This is a genomic window from Nocardioides sp. P5_E3, from assembly GCF_054049275.1.
The window spans coordinates 141,899-159,224 of record NZ_JBFUMR010000004.1; the positions used below are offsets into that span (position 1 = coordinate 141,899).

A 17,326-nucleotide genomic window follows, 5' to 3' on the forward strand; every position below is an offset into this window, starting at 1 on the left:
GCCTCAGCGGCCGATGGTGGCGGTCACCGCTCCGGTGATCGCCACCAGGTCCGCCGGCGCGAGCTCGAGGTCGAAGCCGCGCCGGCCACCCGAGACCAGGATCGTGTCGTGCTCGAGCGCCGAGGCGTCGAGCACCGTGGGGTGCCGTCGCTTCTGCCCGACCGGCGAGATGCCGCCGGCGACGTAGCCGGTGGCGCGCTCGGCGGCCGCGACCTCCGCCATCACCGCCTTGCTGCCCCCGAGGGCGCGCGCCAGCGCCTTGAGGTCGAGCTGGCCCGTGACCGGGACGATCCCGACGACGAGCGAGCCGTCCAGCGACGCCAGCAGCGTCTTGAAGACCCGGGCGGGGTCGGCGTCGAGCGCCTCGGCCGCCTCGAGCCCGTACGAGGCCGCCCGCGGGTCGTGCTCGTAGGCCCGGACCTCGAACGCGATGCCCGCGGCCGACAGCGCGACCGTGGCCGGCGTACCTCCGGCGCCGCGCGCCTTCTTCGCCATCAGCGGACCCCGCGGGTCAGTTGGGGGACCAGGCGGTGCGGGCCACCTGGGTGGCCGGCAACGACGGGATGACGTTGATCGCCCGGAGCTCCTCGGTCAGCATCCGGGTCACCAGCGTGAGCCGCTCGGTGGCGTTCTCCGCCTCCAGCAGCGACTGCCGCTCCGCCATGGGCAGCGGGGCGAGGGCGGACAGCGTCCACGCGAGGTAGTCGGGGTCGCGGGGGAGCGTCCCGCTGTAGGGGTCGCCCTGCAGCTCGGTCATCGCCACGCGGAACGCGGTGAAGGTGGCGCGGGCCCGCTCGAGCACCTCGGCCGGCACGTCGACCTCCGGCTCGGGGAGCACGACGGCGAGGCCCTGCGGGTAGTCGCTGCCCCGCTGCATCTCCTCGAGGACCAGGCGCTCGCGGGCGACGGCGACGATGTCGAAGGTCCCGTCGTCACGCCGGTCGACCTCGGTCAGCTGCAGGACGCAGCCGACGCGGTAGACCGACTGGGCGCCGTGGTCGCCGACCTCGTAGCCCTCGCGGATCGCGACCGTGCCGAAGACCCGTTGGGCGGGGTCCTCCTCCTCGAGGAGGTGGCGCACCAGCATCCGGTAGCGGTCCTCGAAGACGTGGAGCGGCACGCTCATGCCCGGGAACACCACGGTGCTCAGCGGGAACATCGGCAGTGGGTCGCTCACACCACGACACTAACGGCCGGTGTCCACCCGACGCCCGCGACTTCGGCTCGACCCGCGGGGGAACCTAGAATCGGGGCATGTCCCTGATCCGGCGCATCGACCTGAGGGCCGCCGACGCGGCGTCCGTCGACTACCGCGCGAGCGTGCCTCGCGCCGAGTTCGACGTCGAGGCCGCCACGCATCAGGTGCAGCCGATCCTGGACGCGGTCCGGGCGCGCGGCGTGGAGGCGATCACGGAGTTCTCCGCCCGCTTCGACGGCGTGGAGGGCGACGACATCGCCGTGCCGCGCGCGGCCCTGACGACCGCGCTCGAGGGTCTGGACCCAGCGGTGCGGGCCGGTCTCGAGGAGTCGATCCGTCGGCTCCGCGCCACCTGTGCGGCCGAGCTCGAGCGCGACGTCACCAGCGAGGTCGCCCCCGGGGCGACCGTCACGCACCGCAAGGTGCCGATCGACCGCGTCGGCCTCTACGTCCCCGGTGGTCTCGCCCCGCTGGTGAGCAGCGTCGTGATGAACGTCGTTCCCGCGCAGGTCGCCGGGGTGCGCTCGATCGCGCTCGCGAGCCCGCCGCAGAAGAACCGCGACGGCCTTCCGGAGCCGACGATCCTCGCTGCCTGTGAGCTCCTCGGCGTCGAGGAGGTCTACGCAGTCGGTGGCGCGCAGGCGATCGCCATGTTCGCCTACGGCGCCGGCCCCTGCGAGCGCGTCGACCTCGTCACCGGTCCCGGCAACATCTACGTCGCGGCCGCCAAGCGGCTGCTGCGGGGCGTCGTCGGCATCGACTCCGAGGCCGGGCCGACCGAGATCGCGATCCTGGCCGACGACAGCGCGGATGCCGCGTTCGTCGCGGCCGACATGGTCAGCCAGGCCGAGCACGACCCGATGGCGGCGTCCGTTCTGGTCACCGACTCGCTCGAGCTCGCCGACGCGGTCGAGGCCGAGCTCGACAAGCAGGTCTTCGCCACCCGTCACACCGATCGCATCCGCACCGCGCTGGGCGGGCGGCAGTCCGGCATCGTGCTGGTCGACGACATGGACCAGGGCGTCGACGTCGTCGACGCCTACGCCGCCGAGCACCTCGAGGTGGTCACCCGCGACGCCGCCGCCCACGCCGCGCGCGTGCGCAACGCCGGCGCGATCTTCGTCGGCCCGTGGTCGCCGGTGTCGCTGGGCGACTACTGCGCAGGCTCCAACCACGTGCTGCCGACGGCCGGCTGCGCCTGCCACTCCAGCGGTCTCTCCGTGCGGGCGTTCACGAAGTCGGTGCACGTCATCGACTACTCGCGCGAGGCGCTCGCCGAGGTCGCCGGCCACGTCGTGACGCTGGCCGGGGCGGAGGACCTGCCGGGCCACGGCCAGGCGGTCAGCGTCCGGTTCGACAGCGACCGGTCGCAGCGGTGAGCGGGCTGTTCCCACCGCTGCGCGAGGAGCTGCGGGGGATCGAGCCCTACGGTGCGCCCCAGCTGTCGCTGGAGCAGGCGCCCGTGCAGCTCAACGTCAACGAGAACCCCTACGGTCCCTCGCCCGAGGCCGCGGCCGACATCGCCCGTGCCGTCGGTGCGGCAGCGGTGTCGCTCAACCGCTACCCCGACCGCGAGTTCGTCGAGCTGCGCTCCGCCCTGGCGGCGTACCTCGACACGTCCGGCGGTTCGGGCATCACCCCCGAGATGGTGTGGGCGGCCAACGGGTCCAACGAGGTGATGCTGCAGCTGCTGCAGGCCTTCGGTGGTCCGGGGCGCGTCGCGCTGTCGTTCGCGCCGACGTACTCGATGTATCCCGAGTACGCCCGCGACACGATGACCGAGTGGGTGGCCGGCCACCGGGCCGAGGACTTCTCGCTCGACCTCGACGCCGCGCGTCGGCTGGTGGAGGAGCGTCGCCCGTCGGTCGTGCTCCTGCCCAGCCCCAACAACCCGACCGGGACGGCGCTGCCGCCCGAGGCGGTGACGATGCTGTGCGAGGCGGCCGCGTCCTACGAGCCCGGCGGCATCGTGGTCGTCGACGAGGCCTACGGCGAGTTCCGCCGCGCCGGCACCCCGAGCGCGCTCGAGCTGCTGCCGCGGCACCGCAACCTCGTCGTCACGCGCACCATGAGCAAGGCGTTCGCCCTGGCGGGCGCCCGGCTGGGCTACCTCGCCGCGGATCCCTCGATCTGCGACGCGATCCGGGTCGTACGACTGCCCTACCACCTCTCGGCCGTCACCCAGGCGACCGCGCTGGCGGCGCTGCGCCACGCCCCCGAGCTGCTCGGCAAGGTCGACGACCTCCGCGCCGAGCGCGACGCGACCGTGGTCTGGCTGCGCGAGCAGGGGCTCGAGGTCGCCGACTCCGACGCCAACTTCGCGCTGTTCGGCAGGTTCGCCGACCGGCACGCCGTCTGGCAGGGTCTGGTCGACCGGGGCGTGCTGATCCGCGAGACCGGCCCCGACGGCTGGCTGCGCGTGTCGATCGGCACGGCCGAGGAGATGGCAGCCTTCAAGAAGGCCCTGCTGGACACAATCGAGACAACGAAGGAGCCGGTATGAGCCGCACCGCGAAGATCGAGCGCACCACCAAGGAGTCCGGCGTCCTGGTCGAGGTCGACCTCGACGGCACCGGCCGCTCCGACGTGTCGACCGGCGTGGGGTTCTACGACCACATGCTCGACGCCTTCGCTCGCCACTCCCTGGTCGACCTCGTCGTCCAGACCAGCGGCGACACCCACATCGACGCCCACCACTCGGTCGAGGACACCGCGATCGTGCTCGGCCAGGCGCTCCGCGAGGCCCTCGGCGACAAGGCCGGCATCCGGCGTTTCGGCGACGCCACCGTGCCGCTCGACGAAGCGCTCGTCCAGGCCGTCGTGGACGTCTCGGGCCGTCCCTACTGCGTGCACACCGGTGAGCCGGAGGGCCAGGAGTACGTCGCCATCGGCGGCACCGGCGCCACCTACATGGGCTCCCTGACCCGCCACGTCTTCGAGACGATCTCCTTCCACGCCCACCTCGCGCTGCACGTGCGGGTGCTCGGCGGCCGCGACCCGCACCACGTGGTCGAGGCGCAGTTCAAGGCCTTCGCCCGCGCGTTCCGCGACGCCGTGGCGATCGACCCCCGCGAGACCGGCGTACCGTCCACGAAGGGCAGCCTGTGACGGCTCCCGACGTCGTCGTCCTCGACTACGGGTCGGGCAACCTCCGCTCGGTCGTGCGCGCCGTCGAGCGCGCCGGCGCCACGGTAACCCTGACCGGTGACTTCGACACCGCGCTCGCCGCGGACGGCCTCGTGGTGCCCGGCGTCGGTGCCTACGCCGCGTGCATGGCCGGCCTGCGCGAGATCAAGGGCGAGCGGATCATCGGCCGGCGGCTGGCGGGCGGGCGCCCGGTTCTCGGCATCTGTGTCGGCATGCAGATCCTGTTCGCGGGCGGTGTCGAGCACGGCGTCGAGACCGAGGGCTGCGAGGAGTGGCCCGGTCTCGTGACCCGGATCGAGGCCGACGTGGTGCCGCACATGGGCTGGAACACGGTCGAGGCCCCCCAAGGCACGCGGCTGTTCGCCGGCGTCGAGGACGAGCGGTTCTACTTCGTGCACTCCTACGCGGCGCGCTCCTGGGACCTCGTCACGAACGACCGCACGGCGGCCCCGCTGGTGACCTGGGCCGAGCACGGGGGAGACCGCTTCGTGGCCGCCGTCGAGAACGGCCCGCTCACCGCGACGCAGTTCCACCCGGAGAAGTCCGGGGACGCCGGTGCCGCGCTGCTCGCCAACTGGGTGGCGTCGCTCCGGGTGTCGGTCTAGGCCGACCCGCGACGGGTCAGCGGCTGCGCCGCACCCGCGGTGAGAGAGGCGCGTCGGCGAGATCGGTCTCGGTTCCCCCTCCGGTCAGTCCCCACGCGTCGCCGCGGAACCGGGCGCCGACTGAGCGCTGGTCGACGACTCCCGCCCGAATCCAGCGCGGATCGCCGACGCAGTCGCGAGGGACGGTCACGGCGATGACGTCACGCTCCAGCAGCACCTGCGACTCGACGTCGCACCCGCGGCCCGCCTGGATCACCGAGTAGCTACCGCACGCGTCCACCTCCTCGGGCTCGGGCGGGGCGCTCCAGAGCTCCGCGACCGGACGGCGGCCACGCTCGTGGAGGGCAACCTGGAAGTCGCGACCGTCCGTCGCGAGGGTGAAGCTGACGAAGCGGTTCGCGAACCCGGTGAGGTCTCGGTAGTGCGCCCGCAGGACGACGTCGTCGCGTCCGTGCACCACCGACAGTCCGACGAGGTCGGTGGTGGTGTCCTGGGCCTGGGTCGCGACCTCCCAGGTCCCGCACGGGGGAGGCTCAGGCGTGAAGGTGAACTGGGTGACGTCGCGCGCGGCGTCGCGGCCCCACCACCGGTCGGCGTGCGCGGCTGTCGTCGACAGGCCCAGGAGGGCAGCGGCGAGCGTCGCCGAGGTGAGTGCGCGCTGGAGCGATCGCATGGTGGGTCCCCCGTCGTCAGGCGACCCTGGCGGGTCGACATGTGGTCGACCGTATTCTGGACCGTCGGGCCGTCGACTGCAGCCGAGCCACGCGCGGCCCGCGACTTACCCCGAAATCGGGTCGCAGTGGGCCGCGTCGCCTCGTTAGCGTCGCGGACATGACGGGGACCATGAGCATGAACCAGATCATCCACGCGGCCGTGCGCCGCGACGTGACCCGGACCGAGCAGGCACTGCGCACGCTGCCCGACGGCGACACGGCGCGAGCCCGCGAGATCCGTACGGCCTGGCGCAACCTGGTCCGGGAGCTCACCCACCACCACGAGGCCGAGGACGAGCACGTGTGGCCGTTCCTCCAGTCGCGCGGCGTCGACCGCACGCTCCTCGAGCAGATGGAGTCCGAGCACGTGGCGATGAAGCAGGCGCTGACGTCGGTCTCGACCAGCCTCGACGCCGTCGTCGGCGCACCGTCGGCGATCAACGCCGCGGCCGCGGCCGACGAGGTCGCGCGAGCCCGCGAGGTGATCAACGGCCACCTCGACCACGAGGAACGCGACGTGGAGGGCCCGATGGGCGCGTTGCACGACGACGAGGAGTTCAAGGCACTGGCCAAGAAGCTGCGCCCGGCCAGCCCCGTCGACGCGGCGAACTCCCTGGCCTGGATGCAGGACGGCGCGGGGGAGCGGGAGCGGTCGGCGCTGCGCGCGAACATCCCGGGGCCTGTCATCACGATCCTCACCCTGCTCGTCGCGCGCCGCTACCGACGCGAGGTCGCGCCCGTCTGGCGCTGATCCGCGGGGCTCGGCGGAGGCGCGGACCTACCCATCCCGGGGGATTGCCGGGGGTGCGGGCCGGGTCTACGTTCGGCTCACGGACCGCGGCAGCGCCGCCGCGCCGGGAGGGAGTCGTCATGGCTCAGCACCGTGCCCGCCTGCTCGCCGTCGTTGCCGCCTCGGCGGTCGCGCTCACCGTCGTCGGGACCCAGTCGGGTGCCCAGGCCGGGGGTCGTGGGGGGCACGGGACGAGGGCGCCCGACCGGCCGACGAAGGTCGTCGTCATCGTCGTCGACGCGCTCAGCAAGGAGATCGTCGACACGTACGGCATGGGCAACGTGCAGGCGCTGATGAAGGACGGTGTCGACACGCCCAAGGGCTACCTCGGCCACACCGGGTCGGTCACGGTCGTCACCCACAACGTGGTCACGACGGGTGCCTCGCCGAAGCACATGGGCTGGACCAACGAGGGCTACCGCGACGTGGCCGGCCTGCTCGGCGCCCCCGGCGGCCTCTACATCACCAGCAACTTCGGGCGCGACCAGATGGCGCCGCTCCAGCAGGCGGCCGGCTACCCGCACCTGTCCGACTACCTGGACGACACCGGCAAGGTGTTCACCGTCAGCCCCAAGGGGTACGCCGCATGGGGCCTCAGCGGTCCCGGGTCGGCGAACACCTCGACGATCACGTTCGGCAGCAAGACGTGCCCCGTCCCGGGGAGCAACCCTCCGGTGACCACCCGCCACCGCGCGCCGACGGGCTGGAACGTGCCGGCGTACTTCTCGGCGGACTGCGGCTCACGGTGGGTGGTGGCCCGCGACACGGGGTACGACACCCTCCAGTACCCGGCGCAGCTCTACCCCGCCACCGACAACCGCTACGTGGTCGGCCACGACCCGGCACACCAGGGCGGGGACATCTGGGCCACCGATGCCGTCCTCGAGATCATGGGGCAGGAGGGCGACGGCTGGAGCGGCATCTTCGTCAGCCTCCCCGGCGTGGACAAGGCCGCGCACATGTGGGGAGGCGTCAACGACCCGGAGGGCGCGACGCCGGGCTACGACCCGATGACGCACATGGAGTACGCCACCGAGACCGCGGACGCCCAGGTCGGCCGGATCATGCAGGCGCTCGAGGACAGTGGCCAGCTCGACGACACGCTCGTCGTCCTCACCGCCGACCACGGCTCCGTCGCGGCTGACGAGGGCCACTTCCACGGCGACTTCGAGCCGGTGAACGACTACGGCTACTTCAACTGGTACTACGGCTCGCCGGCCAACGACGTGCCGTACCTGAGCCCGCAGGAGGCGCTGCAACCGCTCATCGACGGCACCGACGACGGCACCGGGAAGACCAACGTTGGCTTCTCCTACAGCGACTCCTCGCTCAACGTGTGGCTGAAGGACCAGTCCCCGGAGAAGGTCGCCGAGGCGGCGGCCATCATGGAGGGCCTGGCCGACGTGACCGCGGTCTGGCGGCGCGACGGCGATCACTTCGACCGGGTGACCCCGGTGCGCTGGGACCGGATGCACGGCGCCGAGAAGCGGTGGTTCGCCACGAAGGCGCAGGAGCTCGTCGACACCCAGGCCGCCGACTACGGTCCCGACCTGATCGCGACGCTGCCCGACAACACGACGTACTCCGTCCTCGGCGACCACGGCGGCATCCAGCGCACGTCGCAGCAGGTCCCGATCGTCTTCGCCGGCGCCAACACGTCGCACAAGGACCTGCGTGCCGAGGTGAGGTCGGTCGACATCATGCCGACGATCCTGCGGGCCATGGGGATCGCACCGACCCGCCCGACGGACGGCATCGCCTACGAGCTGCCGACCCTGAAGCGCGGCCGACACTAGACCTCGGCCAGCTCCTTCAGGGTGAGCAGCTGCTTGCGCGCCATCACCAGGTCGCCGACCGAGAGAGCCGGCGCCAGCCACCTGCTGGTGCGAGCCACCACCTTGAGCACGAGGCGAACGTCGCCCTCCCGCGGCAGGACGGCGTACGACATGTGGGCGCCCATGATCGTCGCCGTCAGCTCGCGGCCAGGTTCGACCGCCACCACCCGCCCCTGGTCACGGCCGAGGGCGCGGGTGAACGGATCTCCGACCCGCGGCTCCGGCAGGTCGCGGAGATCGCGCGGTGAGCGACGGCCGAGGTTGTCGACGAGGTCGTAGGAGTAGGGCGCCAGGCGCACCTGCCGGATGCGGGCCCACACGGTGGCGGCCTCGGCATGGACGGTGACACCGCGCCACGCCTGCAGCGTCGGCGCGGTGACGAAGGCGTCGCACCCGTAGGCACGGCGCACCTCGGCGTCGCTGACGCCCCACCGGTCGCCGATCACGTCCCCACGCTAGCTCTGGTCCAGCCCGCGTGGCGCCGCGTCTCGCCGGGCCACCACCCGGTGGGGACGGGGAGCGGTCGCTCCTAGGATCGACCCATGCCCAGCACCCCCGAGCAGCCCTACCTCGAGCTCCTTCCTGCCGTGGACATCAAGGGCGGCCAGGCCGTCCAGCTGGTGCAGGGGGTGGACGGGTCCGAAAAGCGGTTCGGTGACCCCATCGAGGCGGCGCTGCGCTGGCAGGACGCCGGGGCTGAGTGGATCCACCTCGTCGACCTCGACGCCGCCTTCGGCCACGGGCACAACCGGGAGCTCCAGGCCCGGATCGTCGGCACCCTCGACATCCAGGTCGAGATGAGTGGCGGCATCCGCGACGACGAGTCGCTGGAGGCAGCGATGGCAGCCGGGTGCCGGCGGGTCAACATCGGCACCGCCGCGCTCGAGCAGCCCGAGTGGTGCGCCCGAGCCATCGCGACGTACGGCGACCGGGTCGCGGTCGGGCTCGACGTGCGCGGCACGACGCTGGCCGCGCGCGGCTGGACCCGCGACGGCGGCGACCTCTACGAGACCCTCGCCCGCCTCGACTCCGAGGGGTGCGCCCGCTACGTCGTCACCGACGTCAACAAGGACGGCATGTTGCAGGGGCCCAACCTCCAGCTCCTCCGCGACGTCTGCGCCGCCACCGACAAGCCAGTCGTGGCCAGCGGCGGCGTCACCACCCTCGACGACATCCGCGCGCTCATGACCCTCGTCGAGGAGGGCGTGGAGGGCGCCATCGCCGGCACCGCGCTCTACGAGGGCCGCTTCAGCCTCGAGGACGCCCTGGCGCTGACGAAGCCGGTGCCGTGAGCATGGAGTTCACCGACTACCACACGCGGCTGGCTGCCTACGTGCTCCTCGTCGACGAGGTCGACGGGCAGGAGTGCGTGCTGCTCGCGTGGTGGAACGGCGAGGGGCACAGCGACCCGGCCTGGTCCCTTCCCGGCGGCGGGATCGAGTTCGACGAGTCGATCCGTGACGGGCTGGTGCGGGAGGTCTTCGAGGAGACCGGTCACCACGTCGAGCCCGGTGCGCTCCTCGCCGAGGACTTCTTCACCGGAGAGGGCCGCACCTTCGACGGGTTGTTCCGCTCGCAGCGGTTCGTCTTCGAGGCGACGATCACCGGCGGCGAGCTCGGCACGACCGAGGTCGACGGGTCGACCGACCACGCAGCCTGGGTGCCGCTCGCCGAGCTGGACGCCCAGTCCCGCGTGGGAATCGTCGACGTCGCCCTGTCAGCCCGCGCGCGCAAGGAGCAGGAGCGATGAACACCCCACGACGTTCTTCTCCTCCGCTGCGCTCCCCCGAACAACGCCGAGGGGACCCCGCATGAGCCTCGCGATCCGCGTCATCCCGTGCCTCGACGTCGACGGAGGGCGGGTGGTGAAGGGCGTCAACTTCACCGAGCTGCGTGACGCCGGCGACCCCGTCGAGCTCGCCAGGCTGTACGACGCCGAGGGCGCCGACGAGCTGACCTTCCTCGACATCTCCGCCTCCCACCAGGGCCGTGCCACCACGATGGAGGTGGTCAGCCGCTGCGCCGAGGAGGTCTTCATCCCGCTCACCGTGGGCGGCGGCGTCGGCAGCGTCCAGGACGTCGACCGGCTCCTGCGCGCAGGTGCCGACAAGGTGGCGGTCAACACCGCCGCGATCCACCGGCCCGAGCTGGTCGCGGAGATCGCCGACCGTTTCGGCAACCAGGTGCTCGTGCTGAGCGTGGACGCGCGACGCGCGACGGGCACGCAGAGCGGCTTCGAGGTCACCACGCACGGCGGTCGGAAGAGTGCCGGGCTCGACGCGATCGAGTGGGCCGTGCGTGCCGCCGAGCTCGGTGCGGGGGAGATCCTGCTCAACGCGATGGACGCCGACGGCACGACCGACGGCTTCGACCTCGAGCTCATCCGCGCCGTACGACGCGAGGTGGGCGTCCCGGTCATCGCCAGCGGGGGAGCGGGTGCGGTCGAGCACTTCCCGCCCGCCGTCGAGGCCGGCGCCGACGCGGTGCTGGCAGCCACGGTCTTCCACTTCGGGACGCTGACCATCGCAGAGGTCAAGACCGGTCTGTCCACAGCGGGCCATCCGGTCCGCTGACGGCGGACGCAGTCGTAGGATTCGGCCATGCTGAAGACCTCCCGGCGCGCAGCCAAGCGCCACCTCGCCGTCGTCACCCTCGCGTCCGCTGCGATCGCGCTCTCCGCGTGCGCCCCGACCGACGAGGCCGACAGCGGCAGCGACGCCGGCTCGGACAGCTCGGAGAGCTCGGCGTCCGAGACGGCTGCCGCCGACGAGTGCACGCCCGACGCGATGGAGACCGTCGCCGACGGCACCCTGACCATCGCCACCGACACTCCCGCCTACGAGCCGTGGTTCGTCGACAACGACCCGACCAACGGTGAGGGATACGAGTCCGCGGTGGCCTACGCCGTCGCCGAACAGCTCGGCTACACCCAGGACCAGGTCGCCTGGGTGAAGGTCCCGTTCAACAAGGTGGTCCAGCCCGGCCCCAAGGACTTCGACCTCGACGTCAACCAGGTGTCCATCACCGAGGCCCGCCGCAAGGCAGTCGACTTCTCCTCCGGCTACTACGACGTCGTGCAGACGGTCATCACCAACAAGGGCAGCTCGATCGACGGCATCACCAGCCTCGCCGACCTCGCCGACGCCAAGCTCGGCGCCCAGGTCGGCACGACCAGCTACACCGCGATCACCGACCAGATCCAGCCCTCGCAGGACCCGGCCGTCTTCGACACTAACGACCAGGCGGTCCAGGCGCTCAAGAACGGCCAGATCGACGGCATCGTCGTCGACCTCCCCACCGCCTACTTCATGACCGCCGTGCAGCTCGACGACGGTGTCATCGTCGGCCAGCTCCCGCTCCCGGACGGCGAGCCGGAGCAGTTCGGCGCGGTCCTGGCCAAGGACAGCCCGCTGACCGACTGCGTCTCGTCGGCCGTCGACACGCTGCGCGAGGACGGCGTCCTCGACCAGATCGGCCAGGAGTGGCTGGCCCAGCAGGGCGCTCCCGAGCTGTCCTGAAGGCGAGCCCATGACTGACCAGGTGGACACCGCCTGGGAGCCCTCCGAGGTCCAGCGCGAGCGCGACGAGTGGCGACGCCGGCGCACGATCCGCAGCGCTGTCATCGCGTCGGGCAGCACGGTGCTGCTGCTCGGAGTCGTCGGCGGCCTGGTGGTCAGCTCGCCGGGCTGGGAGCGCGTCCAGGAGACCTACTTCGACTGGGACAAGGCCGTCTCGTCGTTCCCGGCGGTGCTCGAGGGCCTCTGGCTCAACATCCGGGTGATGGCGCTCTGCGCCGTCCTCATCGTCGCGTTGAGCCTGACGATCGCGGTGATGCGCACCATCCGCGGTCCCGTCGCCTTCCCGCTGCGCCTGGTCGGTACGGCGTACGTCGACGTCTTCCGCGGCCTGCCGCTGCTGCTGGTGATCTTCCTGCTCGGCTTCGGCGGCCCCGCGCTCAGCCTGTCCGGGCTGCCCACCTCGGCCCTCTTCTGGGGATGCACGGCCCTGGTGCTGTCCTACTCGGCCTACGTCGCCGAGGTGTTCCGGGCCGGAATCGAGTCGGTCCACCCGAGCCAGCGCCTGGCCGGGCGGTCCCTCGGCCTGACCTACGGGCAGACGCTGCGCCGCGTCGTGCTGCCCCAGGCCTGGCGCCGGGTCATCCCGCCGCTGATGAACGACCTGGTCTCGCTCCAGAAGGACTCCGGCCTGATCGCCGTGCTCGGCGTCGTGGACGCGATCCGCGCGGCCCAGATCGAGACGGCCATCGACTTCAACTACACGCCCTACGTCGTCGCCGGGGTGCTGTTCTGCTGCCTCACCATCCCGATGGCGAGGCTCACCGACCGCTACGCCCGCAAGAAGGGCTACCACGGCGCAGGAGGCCACCTGTGAGAACACCCCACGACGTTCTTCTCCTCCGCTTCGCTCCTCCGAACAACGCCGCGGGGACCCCGTGATGACCGAGTTGCTGCGCCTCGACGGCATCCGCAAGTCGTTCGGCGACCACGTCGTGCTGCGCGAGGTCGACCTGACCATCGAGCCCGGCGAGTGCGTCGTGCTGATCGGTGCGTCGGGATCCGGCAAGTCGACGCTGCTGCGGTGCGTGAACCTCCTCGAGGTCGTCGACGACGGGGTGATCTCCTTCGAGGGCCGCGACATCACCGACCCGCGCGTGGACGGCGACGAGGTGCGCTCGCGCATGGGGATGGTCTTCCAGGCATACAACCTCTTCCCGCACCTCGACGTGATGGGCAACGTCACCCTGGCGTTGCGGCTGGTGCACGGGGTCGGCGCCGAGGAGGCGCGGTCCCGCGGGTTGGCGATGCTGGAGCGCGTCGGGCTCGCCGAGAAGGCCGCGGCCCGTCCCGACGACCTGTCCGGCGGGCAGCAGCAGCGGGTGGCGATCGCACGGGCGCTGGTGGCCAACCCGCGGCTGATGCTGCTCGACGAGGTGACGAGCGCGCTGGACCCGGAGCTCGTCGGTGAGGTGCTCGACCTGCTGACCGAGCTCAAGGCCGAGGGCGTGACCATGCTGCTCAACACCCACGAGATGGGCTTCGCCCGCGACGTGGCCGACGAGGTCTGCTTCCTGCACGACGGGCGCATCCACGAGCGGGGGCGGCCCGAGCAGGTGATCGGCGACCCGCAGGAGGACCGCACGCGCGCGTTCCTCTCGCGGATCCGCGCCTCCTGAGCGAGACGCTTTTCGATTCGCGGAGTGTCGGTGCCGAGGAATAGCCTTGCCCGGTTGGTTGGTTGCGCTCGGCAACTGACCAGCGGAGACACCGGACGACGAGGAGGCGGGCGACACCTGTGGGCGACGACGCGGAGCTGCGGGGCACCACCACTCTCGACGGCTTCCGGGTCCTGTGGGTCGGCATCAAGCGCGAGCCGATCGTCTTCACGGTCGCGACGCTGGGTGCCGTGCTCTTCGGGGTGCTCACCGTGGCCGACGCGTGGGTGCTCGGCTGGGCCACCCAGCACGTCCTGATCCCGGCGTTCGACACCGGCGAGATCGGCACCGACATGCTGGTCCTGGTGGTCGCGCTCTTCATGGGCGTCGCGATCCTGCGCGCCGTCGGCATCGTCGCCCGGCGCCTCGGCGGCGGCATCATGTACTACCGGATGCAGTCCCACACGCGCCGCGGCGTGACTCGCCAGTACCTGTCCCTGCCGATGGAGTGGCACCAGCGCCACCCGACCGGCCAGCTGCTCTCCAACGCCTACTCCGACGTCGAGGCGGCGTGGTCACCGATCATGCCCCTGCCGATGGCGCTCGGCACCGTCGTGATGATGGTCATCGCGGTCGTGCAGATGTTCATCGCCGACGTCGTGCTGGCCGTGGTGGGGCTGCTCGTCTTCCCCGCCGTCGTCGCGGCCAACCTGCTCTACCAGCACTACTCCTCGCCGCTGATGACCCGCGCCCAGGGCCTCCGGGCCGAGGTGAGCGAGATCGCCCACGAGTCCTTCGACGGCGCGATGGTCGTCAAGACGCTGGGGCGCGAGGTCGAGGAGACCGACCGGTTCCGCGCCAAGGCCCACGAGCTGCGCGACGTCAACGTGCGCGCCGGCCGGATCCGGGCGGTGTTCGACCCGACCCTGGCCAGCCTGCCCAGCCTCGGGGTCCTCGTCGTCCTGGCGGTCGGCGTCGCCCGCGTCGCCAGTGGCGCGACCGAGGCCGGCGACGTGGTGACCGTCGCCTACCTGCTGACCATCGTCTCCTTCCCGATCCGGGCGATCGGGTGGCTGCTCGGCGAGTTCCCGCGCTCGGTCGTGGGATACCGCCGTGCCAAGGCGGTCCTCGACGCGACCGGCAACATGTCCTACGGCGACGACGAGCTGCCGGTGCTCACGTCGGGCGCGCTCCTCGAGGTCCAGGACCTCCACTACTCCTACGACGCCGACGCGCCGCTGCTGCGCGGCGTCGACTTCGACGTACGCCCCGGGCGCACCGTCGCGCTGGTCGGCGCGACTGCCTCCGRCAAGAGCACGCTGACCAGCCTGATGACCCGGCTGGTCGACCCCGACGCGGGCCGGATCCGCATCGACGGTCACGACCTCAAGGGCCTCCGCAAGGGCGCGCTGCCACGCGACGTGGCGCTCGTGCCCCAGACGGCCTTCATGTTCGACGACACCGTCCGGGGCAACGTCACGCTCGGCGCCGACGTCCCCGACGCCGACGTGTGGGCCGCGCTGCGCACCGCCCAGGCCGACGGCTTCGTCGCCGCCCTGCCCGACGGCATCGACACCAAGCTGGGCGAGCGCGGCACCTCGCTCTCCGGTGGCCAGCGCCAGCGGCTCTCGCTCGCCCGCGCACTCGTACGCCGTCCGCGGCTGCTGATCCTCGACGACGCCACCTCCGCGGTCGACCCGGAGGTCGAGGCGCGCATCCTCGCCTCGCTGCGCGACGACCGGGACGAGGACGGGGGAGACTCGGCCGCCTCGCTCGTCGTGGTGGCCTACCGCAAGGCGACGATCTCGCTGGCCGACGAGGTCCTGCACCTCGAGGACGGCCGGATCGTCGGCCGGGGCACCCACGCCGAGCTGCTTGCCACCAGCCCGGCCTACTCCCAGCTGGTCAACGCCTACGAGACCGACGCCGCCCTCGATGCCGACGCGGGATCCGCCACCGACGGAGGGAGCCGATCATGAACCCACCCCACGACCTTCTCGCCCTCCACCGCTTCGCTCCTCCGTCCGACAACACCGTGGGGACCCCGGAATGAGCGCTGTCGCACCCACCTCCGGGACCCGGATGGACACCGGCGAGGACATCGGCGCCATGGCGACCCTCCGCCTCGGCATGAAGTACTCACCCGAGCTGCGCGAGGGCCTCGGGCTCACGCTGTTCCTCGCCGTGATCGCCTCGTGCGGCCAGATCGTCGTACCGATCACGGTCCAGCAGACGCTCGACCGCGGGCTCAACGGCCCCGGTGGTCCCCGCCTCGACTACGTCGTCTGGATGGGGGTGCTCGCCGCCTTCGCGATCGCCGTGACGAGCTGGGCGTCCTACCTGATGACCAGCCGGCTCTTCACCACCTCCGAGCGCGGGCTCGCGACGCTGCGCACGAAGGCGTTCCGCCACGTGCACGACCTCCCGCTGCTCACCCAGAACACCGAGCGCCGCGGCGCACTGGTCTCCCGCGTGACCAGCGACGTCGACCAGGTCAGCCAGTTCCTCGTCTTCGGCGGCCTGATCTTCGTCGTCAGCATCGGGCAGATGCTGGTCGCGACCGTGCTGATGGTCGTCTACAGCTGGCAGCTCGCGCTGGTGGTCTGGCTGTCGTTCGCGCCGCTGTTCCTCTCGATCCGCTGGTTCCAGAAGAAGCTGTCGGCCGCCTACACCGTCGTACGCCACCAGGTGGGCGTGCTGCTCGGCGCCATCTCCGAGCCGGTCGTCGGCGCCGCCGTGGTCCGCTCCTACGGCGTCGAGGACCGCACCCAGGCGCGCATCGACACCGCCATCCAGGACTGGCAGGACGCCTACACCCACGCGCAGACCTACACCGTCACGTCGTTCTCCCTCGGCGGCCTCTCGGCCGGCCTGGCCAACGCCGGCGTGATCGTGATCGGCGTGCTCCTCGGCTTCACCGGTGACATGACGCCCGGCCGGGTCCTCGCCTTCGCGTTCCTGGTCACCCTGTTCGTCGGGCCGGTGCAGATGGGCACCCAGATCCTCACCGACGCGCAGAACGCCATCGCCAGCTGGCGCCGCGTCCTCGGCATCCTCGAGACGCCTGCCGACCTCATCGACCCGGGGGCCGACGGCGAGGTCCTCCCGCGGGGTCCGATCGACGTCCGCTTCGCCGACGTCAGCTTCGCCTACCCCGGCGGGCCGCCGGTGCTCCGCGAGGTCGACCTGGCCATCGACGCGGGCACCCGGGTGGCGATCGTCGGGGAGACCGGCTCGGGCAAGTCCACCTTCGCCAAGCTGCTCACCCGCCTGATGGACCCGACCGACGGCGCCGTGCTGCTCGACGGTGTCGACGTACGCCGCATCGAGGCGCGGTCCCTGCGGCGCAGTGTCGTGCTCGTGCCGCAGGAGGGCTTCCTCTTCGACGACTCGATCGCGGCCAACGTGCGCTACGGCAAGCTCGACGCGACCGAGGACGACATCCGCGCCTCGGCGGTCGAGCTCGGCATCGACGACTGGCTGCGCGGCCTCCCGCGCGGGCTCCACACCCAGGTGGGCCAGCGCGGCGAGTCGCTGTCGGCTGGCGAGCGGCAGCTCGTCGCGCTCCTGCGCGCGCACCTCGCCGACCCCGACCTCCTGGTCCTCGACGAGGCCACCAGCGCCGTCGACCCAGCGCTGGAGATGCAGATCGGCCGCGCCCTCGAGCGGCTGATGCAGTCACGGACGTCGGTCACCATCGCGCACCGGCTGTCCACGGCCGAGAGCGCCGACGAGGTGATCGTGGTCGACAAGGGCCGCGTGGTGCAGCGTGGGCCGCACCGTGAGCTCGTCACGCAGGCCGGCAGCGTCTACGCAGGGCTCCACGCGAGCTGGGTCGCGCAGCACTCGCGGGTGTAGCCCCGCG

Annotated in this window: 18 protein-coding genes; 14 read left to right on the forward strand and 4 right to left on the reverse strand. The window is 71.8% G+C overall.

The window, feature by feature from the left end:
- Positions 1 to 3: 3 nt before the first annotated feature.
- Both ybaK and ACXJKB_RS03685 read right to left on the reverse strand, forming a co-directional pair.
- Positions 4 to 495 (reverse strand): Cys-tRNA(Pro) deacylase, encoded by a 492-nt coding sequence (gene ybaK, locus ACXJKB_RS03680; RefSeq protein WP_457185518.1) that lies wholly within the window; start codon positions 493 to 495, stop codon positions 4 to 6.
- A 16-nt stretch (positions 496 to 511) separates the two neighbouring features.
- Positions 512 to 1,177, reverse strand: coding sequence for an LON peptidase substrate-binding domain-containing protein (locus ACXJKB_RS03685; RefSeq protein WP_457185520.1), 666 nt, complete (start codon positions 1,175 to 1,177; stop codon positions 512 to 514).
- A gap of 77 nt (positions 1,178 to 1,254) precedes the next feature.
- Between ACXJKB_RS03685 and hisD the strand changes: the two genes are divergently transcribed.
- Genes hisD through hisH form a run of 4 tightly spaced genes read left to right on the forward strand, consistent with a single transcriptional unit; the run spans position 1,255 to position 4,950 of the window.
- On the forward strand, positions 1,255 to 2,577 hold the full coding sequence (gene hisD / locus ACXJKB_RS03690) for a histidinol dehydrogenase (RefSeq protein WP_457185522.1): 1,323 nt from the start codon (positions 1,255 to 1,257) through the stop codon (positions 2,575 to 2,577).
- Between the two features lie 5 nt (positions 2,578 to 2,582).
- Positions 2,583 to 3,701 (forward strand): histidinol-phosphate transaminase, encoded by a 1,119-nt coding sequence (locus ACXJKB_RS03695; RefSeq protein ID WP_457185624.1) that lies wholly within the window; start codon positions 2,583 to 2,585, stop codon positions 3,699 to 3,701.
- Entirely contained in the window at positions 3,698 to 4,306 is a 609-nt protein-coding gene (gene hisB, locus ACXJKB_RS03700) for an imidazoleglycerol-phosphate dehydratase HisB (RefSeq protein WP_300045284.1), read from the forward strand. The genes ACXJKB_RS03695 and hisB overlap by 4 nt, the downstream gene beginning before the upstream one ends.
- Positions 4,303 to 4,950, forward strand: a complete 648-nt coding sequence (hisH, locus tag ACXJKB_RS03705) for an imidazole glycerol phosphate synthase subunit HisH (RefSeq protein ID WP_457185524.1) — start codon at positions 4,303 to 4,305, stop codon at positions 4,948 to 4,950. The genes hisB and hisH overlap by 4 nt, the downstream gene beginning before the upstream one ends.
- A 16-nt stretch (positions 4,951 to 4,966) precedes the next feature.
- Here the strand turns inward: hisH and ACXJKB_RS03710 are convergent, their stop codons facing one another.
- Positions 4,967 to 5,623: a hypothetical protein gene (locus ACXJKB_RS03710; protein WP_457185526.1), complete on the reverse strand. Its 657-nt coding sequence runs from the start codon at positions 5,621 to 5,623 to the stop codon at positions 4,967 to 4,969.
- Between the two features lie 158 nt (positions 5,624 to 5,781).
- Between ACXJKB_RS03710 and ACXJKB_RS03715 the strand changes: the two genes are divergently transcribed.
- Both ACXJKB_RS03715 and ACXJKB_RS03720 read left to right on the forward strand, forming a co-directional pair.
- Entirely contained in the window at positions 5,782 to 6,414 is a 633-nt protein-coding gene (locus ACXJKB_RS03715; protein WP_457185528.1) for a hemerythrin domain-containing protein, read from the forward strand.
- Between the two features lie 119 nt (positions 6,415 to 6,533).
- The gene (locus ACXJKB_RS03720) at positions 6,534 to 8,249 is read left to right on the forward strand and encodes an alkaline phosphatase family protein (protein WP_457185530.1); all 1,716 of its coding nucleotides are present in this window, start codon (positions 6,534 to 6,536) and stop codon (positions 8,247 to 8,249) included.
- Here the strand turns inward: ACXJKB_RS03720 and ACXJKB_RS03725 are convergent.
- Positions 8,246 to 8,734 carry a hypothetical protein gene (locus tag ACXJKB_RS03725; RefSeq protein ID WP_457185532.1) on the reverse strand — a complete coding sequence of 163 codons (489 nt, stop codon included), beginning with the start codon at positions 8,732 to 8,734 and terminating at the stop codon, positions 8,246 to 8,248. The two genes, ACXJKB_RS03720 and ACXJKB_RS03725, sit on opposite strands and share 4 nt — an antisense overlap.
- A 96-nt stretch (positions 8,735 to 8,830) precedes the next feature.
- Here ACXJKB_RS03725 and priA point away from each other — a divergent pair, with 96 nt between their 5' ends.
- The 8 genes from priA to ACXJKB_RS03765 all read left to right on the forward strand — a co-directional run bounded on the left by priA (position 8,831) and on the right by ACXJKB_RS03765 (position 17,319).
- Entirely contained in the window at positions 8,831 to 9,580 is a 750-nt protein-coding gene (priA, locus tag ACXJKB_RS03730) for a bifunctional 1-(5-phosphoribosyl)-5-((5-phosphoribosylamino)methylideneamino)imidazole-4-carboxamide isomerase/phosphoribosylanthranilate isomerase PriA (protein WP_457185534.1), read from the forward strand.
- A 2-nt stretch (positions 9,581 to 9,582) separates the two neighbouring features.
- Entirely contained in the window at positions 9,583 to 10,038 is a 456-nt protein-coding gene (locus ACXJKB_RS03735; RefSeq protein ID WP_457185626.1) for an NUDIX domain-containing protein, read from the forward strand.
- Between the two features lie 61 nt (positions 10,039 to 10,099).
- Positions 10,100 to 10,861 (forward strand): imidazole glycerol phosphate synthase subunit HisF, encoded by a 762-nt coding sequence (gene hisF, locus ACXJKB_RS03740; RefSeq protein WP_457185536.1) that lies wholly within the window; start codon positions 10,100 to 10,102, stop codon positions 10,859 to 10,861.
- A 27-nt stretch (positions 10,862 to 10,888) separates the two neighbouring features.
- A complete protein-coding gene (locus ACXJKB_RS03745; RefSeq protein WP_457185538.1) occupies positions 10,889 to 11,806 on the forward strand; it encodes an ABC transporter substrate-binding protein in 918 nt (305 codons plus the stop codon).
- 10 nt (positions 11,807 to 11,816) lie between these two features.
- The gene (locus ACXJKB_RS03750; RefSeq protein ID WP_457185540.1) at positions 11,817 to 12,680 is read left to right on the forward strand and encodes an amino acid ABC transporter permease; all 864 of its coding nucleotides are present in this window, start codon (positions 11,817 to 11,819) and stop codon (positions 12,678 to 12,680) included.
- Between the two features lie 64 nt (positions 12,681 to 12,744).
- Entirely contained in the window at positions 12,745 to 13,482 is a 738-nt protein-coding gene (locus ACXJKB_RS03755; protein WP_457185542.1) for an amino acid ABC transporter ATP-binding protein, read from the forward strand.
- Positions 13,483 to 13,601: 119 nt separating this feature from the next.
- A complete protein-coding gene (locus ACXJKB_RS03760) occupies positions 13,602 to 15,440 on the forward strand; it encodes an ABC transporter ATP-binding protein (protein ID WP_457185544.1) in 1,839 nt (612 codons plus the stop codon).
- Between the two features lie 70 nt (positions 15,441 to 15,510).
- Positions 15,511 to 17,319, forward strand: coding sequence for an ABC transporter ATP-binding protein (locus ACXJKB_RS03765; RefSeq protein ID WP_457185546.1), 1,809 nt, complete (start codon positions 15,511 to 15,513; stop codon positions 17,317 to 17,319).
- The last annotated feature ends 7 nt before the right edge of the window (positions 17,320 to 17,326 follow it).

Excerpts from the sequence above, each read along its gene's own strand:
- ybaK (WP_457185518.1), bottom strand. The coding sequence starts at position 495 with ATGGCGAAGAAGGCGCGCGGCGCCGGAGGTACGCCGGCCACGGTCGCG.
- hisD (WP_457185522.1), top strand. The coding sequence starts at position 1,255 with ATGTCCCTGATCCGGCGCATCGACCTGAGGGCCGCCGACGCGGCGTCC.
- hisB (WP_300045284.1), top strand. The coding sequence starts at position 3,698 with ATGAGCCGCACCGCGAAGATCGAGCGCACCACCAAGGAGTCCGGCGTC.
- ACXJKB_RS03710 (WP_457185526.1), bottom strand. The coding sequence starts at position 5,623 with ATGCGATCGCTCCAGCGCGCACTCACCTCGGCGACGCTCGCCGCTGCC.
- ACXJKB_RS03715 (WP_457185528.1), top strand. The coding sequence starts at position 5,782 with ATGACGGGGACCATGAGCATGAACCAGATCATCCACGCGGCCGTGCGC.
- ACXJKB_RS03720 (WP_457185530.1), top strand. The coding sequence starts at position 6,534 with ATGGCTCAGCACCGTGCCCGCCTGCTCGCCGTCGTTGCCGCCTCGGCG.
- priA (WP_457185534.1), top strand. The coding sequence starts at position 8,831 with ATGCCCAGCACCCCCGAGCAGCCCTACCTCGAGCTCCTTCCTGCCGTG.
- ACXJKB_RS03735 (WP_457185626.1), top strand. The coding sequence starts at position 9,583 with ATGGAGTTCACCGACTACCACACGCGGCTGGCTGCCTACGTGCTCCTC.
- hisF (WP_457185536.1), top strand. The coding sequence starts at position 10,100 with ATGAGCCTCGCGATCCGCGTCATCCCGTGCCTCGACGTCGACGGAGGG.
- ACXJKB_RS03745 (WP_457185538.1), top strand. The coding sequence starts at position 10,889 with ATGCTGAAGACCTCCCGGCGCGCAGCCAAGCGCCACCTCGCCGTCGTC.
- ACXJKB_RS03750 (WP_457185540.1), top strand. The coding sequence starts at position 11,817 with ATGACTGACCAGGTGGACACCGCCTGGGAGCCCTCCGAGGTCCAGCGC.
- ACXJKB_RS03755 (WP_457185542.1), top strand. The coding sequence starts at position 12,745 with ATGACCGAGTTGCTGCGCCTCGACGGCATCCGCAAGTCGTTCGGCGAC.
- ACXJKB_RS03765 (WP_457185546.1), top strand. The coding sequence starts at position 15,511 with ATGAGCGCTGTCGCACCCACCTCCGGGACCCGGATGGACACCGGCGAG.